Origin of the sequence: Streptomyces griseus subsp. griseus, assembly GCF_003610995.1 — a bacterium.
Classification (GTDB): Bacteria; Actinomycetota; Actinomycetes; order Streptomycetales; family Streptomycetaceae; genus Streptomyces.
The window spans coordinates 4643368-4655929 of the sequence record NZ_CP032543.1 but is presented as its reverse complement, the minus strand read 5'-3'; the positions used below and the strand labels follow the sequence as shown (position 1 = coordinate 4655929).

7 protein-coding genes and 1 pseudogene are annotated in these 12562 nt (G+C 72.9%); 1 reads left to right on the top strand and 7 read right to left on the bottom strand.

Annotated elements, in window-relative coordinates:
* Window positions 1–39: 39 nt before the first annotated feature.
* From D6270_RS21120 to guaA, 3 genes are all read right to left on the bottom strand, one after another.
* Entirely contained in the window at window positions 40–1308 is a 1269-nt protein-coding gene (locus D6270_RS21120) for a hypothetical protein (RefSeq protein WP_109164046.1), read from the bottom strand.
* 112 nt (window positions 1309–1420) lie between these two features.
* A complete protein-coding gene (locus tag D6270_RS21115; protein WP_109164047.1) occupies window positions 1421–2209 on the bottom strand; it encodes a class II aldolase/adducin family protein in 789 nt (262 codons plus the stop codon).
* 289 nt (window positions 2210–2498) lie between these two features.
* On the bottom strand, window positions 2499–4085 hold the full coding sequence (gene guaA / locus D6270_RS21110) for a glutamine-hydrolyzing GMP synthase (protein ID WP_109164048.1): 1587 nt from the start codon (window positions 4083–4085) through the stop codon (window positions 2499–2501).
* 341 nt (window positions 4086–4426) lie between these two features.
* Between guaA and D6270_RS21105 the strand changes: the two genes are divergently transcribed.
* On the top strand, window positions 4427–4726 hold the full coding sequence (locus tag D6270_RS21105; RefSeq protein WP_202417978.1) for a chorismate mutase: 300 nt from the start codon (window positions 4427–4429) through the stop codon (window positions 4724–4726).
* 345 nt (window positions 4727–5071) lie between these two features.
* Here D6270_RS21105 and D6270_RS21100 read toward each other — a convergent pair whose 3' ends face one another.
* The 4 genes and pseudogenes from D6270_RS21100 to D6270_RS21085 form a co-directional block, all read right to left on the bottom strand.
* Complete coding sequence (locus tag D6270_RS21100) at window positions 5072–6763, bottom strand: peptidase (protein WP_109164049.1); 1692 nt, start codon at window positions 6761–6763, stop codon at window positions 5072–5074.
* A 125-nt stretch (window positions 6764–6888) separates the two neighbouring features.
* Entirely contained in the window at window positions 6889–8769 is a 1881-nt protein-coding gene (locus D6270_RS21095; protein WP_109164050.1) for a GMC oxidoreductase, read from the bottom strand.
* Between the two features lie 71 nt (window positions 8770–8840).
* A complete protein-coding gene (locus D6270_RS21090; protein ID WP_109164051.1) occupies window positions 8841–10457 on the bottom strand; it encodes a succinic semialdehyde dehydrogenase in 1617 nt (538 codons plus the stop codon).
* 362 nt (window positions 10458–10819) lie between these two features.
* Window positions 10820–12483: pseudogene (locus D6270_RS21085) on the bottom strand (protein kinase domain-containing protein).
* Window positions 12484–12562: the final 79 nt, after the last annotated feature.

The following is a 12562-nucleotide window of genomic DNA, read 5'->3' as shown; positions in this document are numbered from 1 at the left end:
GCTGCGGAGCGATCGGTGGCAGAATTCGGGGAGGGCGGGTCAGTCCGTCACATCGATCGGACAGCGGTTGGTCTCCACGCCGGCGGCCGTGACGACCTGGACGTCGACGGTCCCCGGCTCGACCTCGACCGGCACGGGGACGGTGAGGACGGTGTCGGTCGGGTTGGCGAAGCCTCCGGCGACCGGGATCAGCGGTACGTGGACGTGGACCGTGCCGATCCGTACGACGAGCCGGGCCAACCGGTCAGGGCTGCCGGCGCCGGGCGGTACGAAGCCCGCGCCCCGGATCTCGATGTCGTCGCCGGTCCGGATCGGGGCGTCCAGGTCCCCGGCCTCCCGGGTCCGTACGACGGACAGCACGACGGGGCGGCCGCCCTCCGCGTACTTCCCGGCGAAGTACGTCGCCGCCGAGACCACCACCAGCAGGGCGAGGCCCCACGGCAGGTCGGGCAGCTGCTCGGGGCGGCGGGCCAGACGGACGGCGGCGAACAGCACGGCGACGGCGCTGACCAGCACGTACTGCACATCGGTGAACGAGCCGCGCCCGGAGTCGTCGGTGAGCAGATCGGCCGCGCGCGGCCGGTCCGCGCGCAGCTTCTGGAGCCGCTGGCCCAGCACCCGTACGGTCACCACGCGGCGTACGACGACGGCGACCGCGCACACCAGCGCGAGCACGGCCACCATCCCGGCGGACCGCACCAGGTCGAGTCCCTCGAGCAGCGCGTCCCGGTCGTCCGGGTCCGAGGCGCCCGCCAGCTGGAGGGCGAGGACGAGCACGGCGAAGACGGCGAGCAGGACCCAGGCGGCGGCGACGGCCCGGGAGGTGGAGAGCCGGTTGTCCTCCCCGATCAGCGGGGCGAGGAGGCCGCCCCGGGCGCGGTGGAAGCGGGCTGCGACGGTCAGCAGGGAGGCGGTGACGACAGCGGCGGCCAGGGCGGCGGTGCGGGCGGTGGTCCAGCCCGGACCGATCGCGGTGAGGCTCGCACCGACGAGGAGGGCGATCACCGCGCCCCACACCACGAACAGGGTGCCCCGCCACACATGGTGGAGCCAGACGTCCCCGGCGGCCCGGCCCCGGTCGGCGACGGTCCGGGCGGACTCGGTCAGCTCGTCGGAGACCCACTGACGGGAGGCGGAGGCGGACTGGGCGACCCCGGCGGGCAGGCCGTTCCCGGCGGCCAGTTCGTCCCGCTTGGCCAGGAACGCGGCGACCGCGCGCCGGTGCCCCTCACGTGCGCCGTGCGGGCAGTCCCCGCACGTACACCCTCCGCCGTGCGTGCCGCCCACTCTCGCCTCGTCCAACGCCACGGAGATTTACACCCTTTCCCGCCCCGGTACAGCCAACTCACCTGTGATACCAGCGAATTGTGCCGTACGGGACGGGCGTCCCCCGCATCGGGTCGGACACGAACGCATACCGTCAGAACGTTCGACTGATCCGCTGCCACAGGGGCTGGTAGTTGATCCACGCCACCAGGTCGCTGCCGAGCTGCTCACGGGTGGTGACGGCGTCCCGGTGGTCGATCAGCACGGGCTTCCCGGCGGCCCGCGCCAGCAGCTGCACCCGGCAGGCGCGCTCCATCGTCAGGAACCACCAGGCGGCCGCGTCGACCGAGTCCCCCACGGTCAGGAGCCCGTGGTTGCGCAGGATGACGGCTTTGCGCTCCCCGAGCACCTCGGCGATCCGCCGCCCCTCCGCCTCGTCCACGACGACCCCGGTGTACGCGTCGTAGAGCGCATGGTCCTCGTAGAACGCACAGGCCTCCTGGGTGATCGGCTCGATCAGCTCCCCCAGCGCGGCCAGCGCCCGCCCGTGCACGGAGTGGGTGTGCGCGACGGCGACGGCCCCCGGCCGGGCCCGGTGCACGGCCGCGTGCACGGCGAAGGCGGCCTGGTTGACGTGGAAGCGCCCCCGCACGACCTGCCCGTCCCCGTTGACGAGGATCAGGTCCTGCGGCGCGATGTCGGCGAAGGGCGCCCCGAACGGATTGACCCAGTAGCAGTCGTCCAGCTCCGGATCGCGCACGGTGACATGCCCGGAGACCCCGTCCTCGAACCCGTACTCCCCGAACAACCGCAACGCCCCCGCCAGCCGCTGCCTCCGGTACGCCCGCTCCTCGTCCGGCGACACGTGCACGGGCGGCATGGCGAAGTGCAGCTGCTCCACGGGGATGGGCGCGGGGGCGGGCACGGCAGGCGGCTCGGACATGGCGGCTCCTCACTTTCCCGGGAACGTACGGGATCGGAAGTTACCGGCGGGTGGAGTGAGGGGGAAGGGGTGCGGCTACGGACGACGCTGGTTGAAGCCGGTCGAGGTCCTCCGGGCGGGGGAGCCGGGCGGCGGTCGGTCGCGGGTGGCTCGTGCGACGTCTCCATGGGCGCGCTGTCGGGCCCCGGCTCGGCTCTGCGCCGGATACGGCGATGCCGCCGCCCGGACGAATGAGCGACGGCATCAGCGTTGGCCATGGGGCCCTAGGGGTTCACGCGAACCCGGGCAGTCACTCCCACTCGATCGTCCCCGGCGGCTTGCTCGTCACGTCGAGGACGACTCGGTTGACGTCGGCGACCTCGTTGGTGATGCGGGTGGAGATCTTCGCCAGCGTCTCGTACGGCAGGCGGGACCAGTCGGCCGTCATGGCGTCCTCGGAGGAGACCGGGCGCAGCACGATCGGGTGGCCGTAGGTGCGGCCGTCGCCCTGGACGCCGACCGAGCGGACGTCGGCGAGGAGGACCACCGGGCACTGCCAGATGTCGCGGTCCAGGCCGGCCGCCGTCAGCTCCTCGCGGGCGATGGCGTCGGCGTCCCGAAGGAGGTCCAGGCGGTCCTTGGTGACCTCGCCGACGATGCGGATGCCGAGGCCGGGGCCGGGGAACGGCTGGCGCTGGACGATCTCCTCGGGGAGGCCCAGCTCCTGGCCGACCATCCGGACCTCGTCCTTGAACAGCTGGCGCAGCGGCTCCACGAGCTGGAACTCGATGTCGTCGGGGAGACCGCCCACGTTGTGGTGGGACTTGATGTTGGCGGTGCCGGTGCCGCCGCCGGACTCCACCACGTCCGGGTAGAGCGTGCCCTGGACCAGGAAGGCGACCTCGGGTCCGTCCTCCTGGAGGATCTCCAGCTGGGCCTGCTCGAAGACCCGGATGAACTCGCGGCCGATGATCTTCCGCTTCTGCTCCGGGTCGGAGACCCCGGCCAGGGCGTCGAGGAAGCGCTTCTCCGCGTCGACCACCTTCAGCTTCGCGCCGGTCGCGGCCACGAAGTCCTTCTCGACCTGCTCGGTCTCGCCCTTGCGCATCAGACCGTGGTCGACGTACACACAGGTCAGCTGGGAGCCGATGGCCTTCTGGACCAGGGCTGCCGCGACCGCGGAGTCCACACCGCCGGAGAGGCCGCAGATGGCGCGCTTGTCGCCGACCTGCTCGCGGATGAGGGCGATCTGCTCCTCGACCACGTTGGTGGTGGTCCAGTTCGGCTCGATGCCCGCGCCGCGGTAGAGGAAGTGCTCCAGGACCTGCTGCCCGTGGGTCGAGTGCATGACCTCCGGGTGGTACTGGACGCCGTAGAGCTTCTTCTCGTCGTTCTCGAACGCCGCGACCGGGACCACGTCCGTGGAGGCCGTGACGGTGAAGCCCTCGGGCGCCGCCGAGCAGGCGTCGCCGTGCGACATCCACACCGGCTGCTCGGTGGGCGTGCCCTCGAAGAGCGTCGAACCCGCCTTCGTGACGTGCAGCGGGGTGCGGCCGTACTCACGCGCCCCGTTGTCGTCGACCGTGCCGCCGAGCGTGGTCGCCATCAGCTGGAAGCCGTAGCACATGCCGAAGACCGGCACCCCGGCCTCGAAGAGCGAGCGGTCCAGGGACGGCGCGCCCTCCGCGTAGACCGACGACGGGCCGCCGGAGAGGATGATCGCGCGGGGGTTCTTGGCCAGCATCTCGGCCACCGGCATGGTGGACGGGACGATCTCGCTGTAGACCCGGGCCTCACGGACACGGCGGGCGATGAGCTGGGCGTACTGCGCGCCGAAGTCCACAACGAGGACCACGTCGGCCGTGGTGTCGGGGGCGGCGGGGGGTGCTGCTGGCACGGGGCGGCCTTCCGGCGGTGGTGAAGGGGGTCGGTTCTTCCGATTCTACCGGCCGTGCGCACACCCTCCGCCGGGCCGGTGACGCCAGGGGGCGGCGCTCTCCTGTCTCACGATCCGGGCCCCGGCTTGGTGGGCCCGGCCGGGCGGGCCATACTGTCCCCATGCGTCAGCACACGACCTTCGTCTTTACCTATGGCATCCGGCCCGCCGGCTGCCACGGTCGTGCTGCTTGAGCTACTGACAAGCAACGTTCCAGGCGCCCCGGGCCACCAGGCCCGGGGCGTTCTGCGTGTCCGGGCCCATCGCCCCGGGTGGCCTCCGGCCCACCAGGAGTCACCATCATGAGCACCACCACCAGCACCACCCCCGCCGAGGAGACCGGCGCGCGCACCGACGAGGCCGCCGCCCTGATCGGCGGTGCCCGCGAGCGCGTCGACGCCCTCGACGACCGGATCATCGGCCTCGTCCAGGAACGGATGGCCGTCTCGGCGGTCATCCAGGAGGCCCGGATCACCTCCGGCGGCCGCCGGGTCAACCTCTCCCGTGAGACGGCCGTGCTCGGCCACTACAGGGACGCGCTGGGCAAGCCCGGCACCGCTCTGGCGATGACCCTGCTGGAGCTGTGCCGCGGCCGGGTGTGACCCGCGGGACGGCGACCGCAGCACCGTATCTGCGTTCGGTGCCCGTCTCACCCGTACGGCGCGTGACCGGGACCGGCGTGCCTTCGTTGGTCCCGGTGTCCGTGCCAACCAGGGGCGGCATCGGTAGAGAACCACGCGTGGCTCCGCCGGGACGTGTGACGTACTGCAGGTACGTCGTGGGACCACTTCCCGGCGCACGTGACCGGTCCGCAGGGGACAGCAGCCCGGTCACCCCATGTGCGGCCGTACCCGGGGACGCCCGGGTCGGTCGCATCGGGACAGTCGAACGAGGTGGAGGCGTTCCCCCCTCCCCTCCCCCAGGAAGGACGCACCGCCCGGCCCGGTTCAGGACCTCCGCCGCCCGGCCGCCAGGAACAGCGCCAGTCCCGCCGTCAGTGCCGCGACCGCCATCGCCGCCGCCGTCAGGACGGCCGACGCTCCGGTGGAGGCCAGGGTGCCGCCGTCGTTCCCGGTGGTCACAGGCGCGCCCGTGCCGCCCGCTCCCGGGGTGGCCGTGGCGGAAGGAGCCGTGCCGGCACCCGCACCCGGCCCGCCCTTCGTCGGCGGAGCGGGAGACGGTGACGGCGTCAGGCCGCTGCCGCTCCCCCCGTTCAGCACCACCCGGGCCGTGTTGTTGCCCGGCTTGGGGTCGAAGGGCAGCCCCGGCGCCCGGAGGCCGGGGCCCCGCACCGTGACGCTCCCGGCCGCGCCGCTCAGCACCTTGTCGATCCGCAGCCCGAAGGAGAGGTCCAGGCCGCCGCCCTCGCGGACGGTCGCCGGGGTCGGGCAGACGTAGCGCGGCGCGGGCGCCTGGCGGTCCTCCCGATAGGCTCCCTCGGCGGTCACGCCCCGGCACCCCTTCGGCGCGGAGGTCACCGTCGCCCCCTGCGGAACGGTGAAGTCGACGGCGGCCACGGTCTCGCCGGAGCGGAGGTATCCGATCCAGGCCGGGCCGTCGTTGCGGAAGCCGAGGCGCGCGGTGACCGTGGCACCGGCGGGCCCGGACGCCTCGTCCCCGTACGCGATGAAGTCGGCCGTGTTCGCCGTACGGAAGTCCGCCTCCTGCTCGTTGTCGCCCGGTTCGAGGTCCACGGACCGCGCGGACGGGCGCTGTTTCACGGGTACGGCCCTGAGCACCGCGCCCGGCCCGCGCTCGGTGGTGGGCGCGGCAGCGGCGGCGGCGCGCCGGGCCGTACCCGCCTCGTGGATGCCGTAGACGAAGATGTCGCGGTAGGCCCGGGCCGTGGCCTGAAGGGTCAGCGGGGCCGCCAGGGTGTAGGTCGCGCCCGCCTCGAAGACGCCCGGGACGGAGCAGCGGGCCGTGGTCCAGGTGGCGTCCGCCGTGTAGGCGCAGTTGGAGTAGCGCTGCGGGATGTCCAGGCCGCGTGAGTACCGCAGGGTGAGCACGACCCCGTCGGCGTCGCGGCTGCCCCTGTTGGTGAAGGTGATCGGCGCCTGCTGTTTCCGGCCGGGGGTGGGCTCGTGGTCGAAGGGGAGCTTGTGCATCACGAGGTCGGGGCCGCCGACGGTGACCTTGGTGGTGTAGGGGGTGAAGGCCGCGCCCCCGGCCTCGCCGGTGACCCTGACCGTGCCGGACGCACCCTGACCGCTGCCCGCCGCGGCGCTCAGGAGGAGGTCGGTGACGGTGGAGGGGCCGGGCGATATGCCGTGGCCCGTGCAGACCGTGGTCCGGGGGCCGGCGGGCGCGCACTCCACTCCGGCCCGCGCGTCGAAGGCCGCATCGGCGACACCCGCGATCCCGGTCAGGTCGAAGGTGACGGTGAACTCACCCTCGTACACCTCATCGGCCGCACGCGTCACCGTGATCCCGGCCGTCGACCGCTTGGGCTCCCCGCCGCCCTCCGCGTACGGGTGCAGGGCCGTCTCGGCCGGGCCACCCAGGGCGTACACCGGGTCGGCGGCGCGGGCCGGGGCGGCGGCGGCCACGGTGAGCGGACCGGCGGCGAGCAGCAGGGCGGCGGCGGCGAGGCCACCGGCCCTGCGGAGCGGCGCGGTTCGCGGGCAGAAGCGTGTCATCGCGGACCTCTGGTACTCGGCAGGAGCTGTGCGACCGCCCCAAGAGCTGCGAGGCGGTCAGGCTTTCGACCCCGCAGCGTACGGGGTCGGCCGCACGGCTCTCCGGGGAGCAGCCGAAGATCCGGTCACGGATTGGGTACGGGGGTGTTCCCGACGCCCCTCACCTCGGCCCCGGCCTCCACCGTCCCCTTCGGCGGTACGACGGGCATGCCCAGGAACGGCAGCTTCAGCGCCGCGAACGCCTCCTCGGGCACGGTCGGCGCCAACGGCTCCACGGGGGCCAGGCGTTCGTAGGCCGCGCCCGGCTCCGGTCGCGGGTCCGCCTCGCCCTTGTTGGGCCAGAAGGACATCGCGCGCTCGGCCTGGGCGGTGATGGTCAGCGAGGGGTTGACGCCCAGGTTGGCGGAGACCGCCGAGCCGTCGACGACGCTGATGCCGGGGTGGCCGTACAGGCGGTGGTACGGGTCGATGACGCCCTCCTCGGCGCTCGCGCCGATCGGGCAGCCGCCGAGGAAGTGGGCGGTGAGCGGGGTGCCCATCAGCTCGCCGACGTTGGAGCCGGCGAAGCCGTTGATCTCCTCGGCGAGGAGCGTGGCGCCGCGGGTGGCCTCGGGGATCTGGGCCGGGTTGGGCGCGCCGTGGCCCTGCCGGGCGGTGAGCAGGCCTTTGCCGATGCCGCCCGGTTTGCGGTACGTCGTCAGCGAGTTGTCCAGCGACTGCATGACGAGCCCGATGATCGTGCGCTCGGACCAGTGGTGGTTGGAGAGCGAACGGACGGCGAGGGTGGGGTGCTTGACCATGTTGGCGAGCCAGCCGCGCACCCGGCGGGTCCCGTAGGGCACCTGGAGGATCGACATCGCGCCCATGGCGTTGGAGCCCTTGCCGTAACGCACCGGCTCGATGTGGGTGTTGTCGTCCGGGTGGATGGAGGAGGTGATCGCGACGCCCTGCGAGAAGTCGGCCTTGGCGATGCCGTGCTTCTTGCGGTAGCGGCGGTCGCTGGTCTGGGAACCCACCAGCGCCTCGGAGTTGGTACGGGTCAGCTCGCCGAGCCGGGTCGAGAGCCGGGGCAGCAGGCCGCGGTCCCTCATGGTGTGCAGCAGGGTCTGGGTGCCGTACGTGCCCGCCGCGACGACCACCTTGCGGGCGCGCAGCCGGGTGGGCTTCGCCTTGCGGCGGCGGTCGGTGGGGACGGTGAGGACCCGGTAGCCGCCCTCGGGGTCGTCGGTGACGGCGACGACGGAGGTCATCGGGTGGATGACCGCTCCGGCCCTCTCGGCGAGGTGGAGGTAGTTCTCGTTGAGGGTGTTCTTCGCGCCGTGGCGGCACCCCGTCATGCACTCGCCGCACTCGGTGCACGCCTTGCGGGCGGGTCCGGCGCCGCCGAAGTACGGGTCGGGGACGGTGCCGCCGGGCTTGGCCTTGGCCGTGCCGTCGGCGTCCTTGCCGTCGCCGAAGAAGACGCCGACCGGGGCCAGGTGGAAGGTGTCGCCGACGCCCATCGCCTCGGCGGCGGCCTTGAGGTGGATGTCGGAGGGGGTCATGGTCGGGTTGAGGCGGACCCCGAGCATCCGGCGGGCCTGGTCGTAGTACGGCTTCAGCTCGTCCTGCCAGTCGGTGATCGCGGCCCACTGGCGGTCCTCGAAGAACGGCGCGGGCGGCACGTACAGCGTGTTGGCGTAGTTGAGCGAGCCGCCGCCGACCCCGGCGCCCGCCAGCACCATGACGTTGCCGAGGAGGTGGACGCGCTGGATGCCGAAGAGGCCGAGCGCGGGGGCCCAGAGGTAGTTCTTCAGGTCCCAGGAGGTCTTGGGGAGCGTGCCGGGGGTGAAGCGGCGGCCCGCCTCCAGGATGCCGACGCGGTACCCCTTCTCCGTCAGCCGGAGCGCCGAGACCGCGCCCCCGAAGCCCGAGCCGACGACCAGGACGTCGTAGTCGTACGCGGCGTCGTCCTCGGCCGGGACATGGCTCACGGGCTGTTTCTGGGCAGGGCTGTCCTGGGACATGGCGCTCCTCGGTACGGAAAGGGCAGGGTTACGACGTCTCAGCGGGTTCTCGGCCGGCTTCCAGCGGGCTCTCAGCGCAGCCGGAACGCCTTCATCGCCTTGAGGCTGCGGGTCATGAACGCGGCGTACTTCTCGTCGTCCATGCCGAAGGACGGGGCGAGCGGGATCAGCCGCTGCTGGGCGACGGTCTGGGCCTCGGTGTACTTGAGGATGCCCTCGGACCCGTGCCGCCGGCCGAGACCGGAGTCCTTCATGCCGCCCATCGGTGACTGGACGCTGCCGTAGGCGGGGGCGTACCCCTCGTTGATGTTGACGGTGCCGGTCCGCAGCCGCGCGGCGACCTCGTGGCCGCGCTTGGAGTCGGTGGTCCAGACGCTGGAGTTGAGGCCGTACGGGGTGGCGTTGGCCAGCGCGATCACCTCGTCCTCGTCGCTGAAGCGGTAGACGGAGACGACCGGGCCGAAGGTCTCCTCGGTGCAGACGGCCATCGGTGCCTCGACACCGTCCAGGATGGTCGGCTCGTAGAAGAGCGGGCCGATGTCGGGGCGCGCGACCCCGCCCGCGACGAGTGTGGCGCCCTTCTCGACGGCCTCGGCGACATGGCGGCTGACCGTCTCCAGCTGGCGCTCCCCCACGAGGGAGCCCATGTCGGCGCCGTACGCGAGGGAGGTGCCGAGCCGCATGGCCTTCGTCCGGGTGGCGAACCGCTCCACGAAGTCGTCGGCGATCGACTCGTGGACGTACAGCCTCTCGATGGAGATGCAGAGCTGTCCGGCGGAGGAGAAGCAGGCCCGGACGGCGCCCGCCGACGCCTTCTCCACGTCGGCGTCCTTCAGGACGAGCATGGCGTTCTTGCCGCCCAGCTCCAGGGACACCCCGACCAGCCGGGAGGCGGCGCCGACGGCGACCTCGCGGCCGGTGCGGGTGGAGCCGGTGAAGGAGACGTAGTCGGCGCGGCTGACGACCTCGGGGCCGACGACGGGTCCCTCGCCCAGCACGACCTGGAAGACCTCGGCGGGCAGCCCGGCCTCGATGAGCAGGTCACGGGCCCACAGGGCGGTGAGCGCGGTCTCCGTGTCGGGCTTCATCACGACGGCGTTGCCGGAGACGAAGGCGGGCAGCGCGTCGCCCACCGACAGCTCGAAGGGGTAGTTCCAGGGGGCGATCTGGCCGATGACCCCGCGCGGCTGGCGCAGCTCGGTGACCTTGGTGAGGGTCGGGACGACACCGGTGTGGCGGCGCGGCTTCAGGTAGGCGGCGGCCCGGCGGCCGTAGTGGCGGGCGGCGACGGCGACCGACTGCACCTCCTCGTGGGCGTGCAGGCGGGCCTTGCCGGTCTCCAGCTGGATGAGGTCGAGGACCTCGGACTGGCGGCTGAGGACCAGGTCGTGGAAGCGCAGCAGGATCGCGGCCCGCTGCCGTACGGGGGTGGCGGCCCAGGCGGGCTGGGCGGCGCGGGCCCGGTCGAAGGCGGTGGCGACGTCCTCCGGCGTGGACTCGGGCAGGTCGGCCAGCTTCTCGCCGGTGAACGGCGAGTGGTTGGCCGTACGGCCCGATCCGATGACGCCGCGGACCAGCTGGGCGATCACCTCGGGGGTGACCACATCGGCGGCCGTGCGCACGCCTGCGGGGGCGACCGCGACGGGGTTCGTACCGAGAGGGGCGTCAGGGGCCTGCGAGTCCGTCATGAGGCCGAGAGTATGTCCAGCCGCACCCTTTGGGTACCCGTCGGTAACAGTTTTTCACAGGACCCGCCACCCACCCGGAGCCACCACCGCGACCGAGCCAGTGATCGCTGGCGACATAACCGCTGATCAGTGGCTATGCGGCAGTCCAGCCACCCTCGTCGCACCCGCCGCGCTCAGGAATCATGAATCTTCAGCCCGTCGGTGACCCCGGCGAGGACCTTGTCCCCGTTCCGGGGCGCACGGCCCGGCGGGCACCGCCGAGGCCGGTCAGCGGGGTGCAGAGCCGTGGCGTACGGAGTGTCCGACGGCCGTCACGTGGAGATGGCCGGGTGTCCGTGACGTGCGGGAGATCCCGCCGTCGCTCAGTTCCGCGCGCCCGGCGCCCGCCAGCTGCGCAACATGATGTCGAACTTCTCGCGGCTGGCCTCCCAGCCCTCCTGCGGGGCGGTCAGGTACAGGGCGTACTCGGGGCCGCCGGGACCGCCGTAGTACATCTGGTCGATCCCGTGCCGGGACCCCGCGTGGTCCTTGGTCTCGTGCCAGGTGAACTCCCAGAGCGATCCCGGCCGGTCGCGGAAGGTGTTCTTCTCCAGCCTGATCCGCTGGTAGCCCGGCAGCCGGTCGGCCAGCTGCTCCTCCATGTTCCGCATGTGCAGATACGGATGGTCGAAGTCCGGGTCGGGGTCGACGCTGATCCGGATGCGGTGGGCCCCGTCGTCCGGGGTGTAGTCGATCTGCCCGGCGTTCACCTGGCGCGTCCACTCCTTCGGGACGACGAGGCTGAAGCCCGCGGGGTCGTCGACCCGGTGCCAGCCGTCGGGTATCTCCGGTGTCCCCTGGGCGGGCGCGGTGTCGGAGGGTGCCGGGGTGGTCTGCGGGGCGGAGGGGGTGGTGGGCCTGGCCGTACGGCCTTCGGCCGACGCGCCCTGCCCGTACTTCATCGCGGCCAGCCCGGCCGCGCCCCCGAGGACCGCCGCCGCGACGACCACGACGAGGACCGTACGCCAGCGTCCCGAGCCCGCTCGCCGGGTGACGGGGGCGGAGGTGCGGCCGGTCACGGGGGCGGTGGGAGCCGGGGTGGAGGGGGCCGTTCCGGGGAGCCGAGCCGTGGAGCCGTCCGCGCCCGCGTACGCGAACCTCCCCTCCTCCGCGACGCGCTGGGTCGGCACGTGCGCCTGCGCCGACCGCGGCTCCCGGCCCTCCATGGCGTCCAGCAGCATCTGCTCGGTGTCGGCGGCCGTGGGCCGGTCGGCCGGGTCCTTGCGGAGCAGCGCGGTGATGACGGGCCCGAGGGGACCGGCGTTGACGGGGGCGGGCGGTTCGTCGGTGACGACGGCCTGCATGGTGGAGATCGGGGACGTGCGGCGGAACGGCGAGCGCCCCTCCACCGCCGTGTAGAGCGTCGCGCCCAGGGACCAGAGGTCGGAGGCGGGGCCGGGGTCGCCGCCGCGCACCCGTTCGGGCGCCAGATAGTCGATGGAGCCGACCAGTTCACCGGTCCGGGTGATCGTGGAATCGCCCTCGATCGCGGCGATCCCGAAGTCGGTGAGGAGCACCTGCCCGTCGCGGGCCAGCAGGACGTTGCCCGGCTTGACGTCGCGGTGCAGCACCCCGGCGGTGTGGGCGGCGCGCAGGGCGCTCAGGACGTGGAGACCGATCCGGGCGGCCTCGCGCGGGGCGATGTCGCCCTTCTCCTTGGCCTCGTCGGCGAGCGAGGGCCCGTCGACGTACTGCATGACGATCCACGGGCGCTTGTCGTACTCGATGACGTCGTGGACGGTGACGACGCCGGGTGCGTGATGCGGGCGGCGGCGCGCGCCTCCTTCTGGGTGCGGGCGTGCAGCACGAGGCGGTCTGCCTCGGCGACGTACAGCCCGGCGGTCAACTCCTTGACGGCGACCGTGCGGTGCAGCACCTCGTCGTGGGCGCGCCACACCTTGCCCATGCCCCCGCGGCCCAGCACCTCGCCCAGCCGGTACCGTCCCGCCAGCACCAGTCCCGCAGCCGTGCCCTGTGATCGATCCACGTGTGTCCCCGCCCCCGTTCCTCAGCTAGCCAGATTACGGAGCGCGGACGGCGGGGCGGAACGGGGGATCGCCCACGAG

What these genes read in the sequence shown, in the direction of transcription:
- D6270_RS21115 (WP_109164047.1), bottom strand. Translation starts at nt 2,209, where the DNA reads ATGTCCGAGCCGCCTGCCGTGCCCGCCCCCGCGCCCATCCCCGTGGAG.
- D6270_RS21105 (WP_202417978.1), top strand. Translation starts at nt 4,427, where the DNA reads ATGAGCACCACCACCAGCACCACCCCCGCCGAGGAGACCGGCGCGCGC.
- D6270_RS21100 (WP_109164049.1), bottom strand. Translation starts at nt 6,763, where the DNA reads ATGACACGCTTCTGCCCGCGAACCGCGCCGCTCCGCAGGGCCGGTGGC.
- D6270_RS21095 (WP_109164050.1), bottom strand. Translation starts at nt 8,769, where the DNA reads ATGTCCCAGGACAGCCCTGCCCAGAAACAGCCCGTGAGCCATGTCCCG.
- D6270_RS21090 (WP_109164051.1), bottom strand. Translation starts at nt 10,457, where the DNA reads ATGACGGACTCGCAGGCCCCTGACGCCCCTCTCGGTACGAACCCCGTC.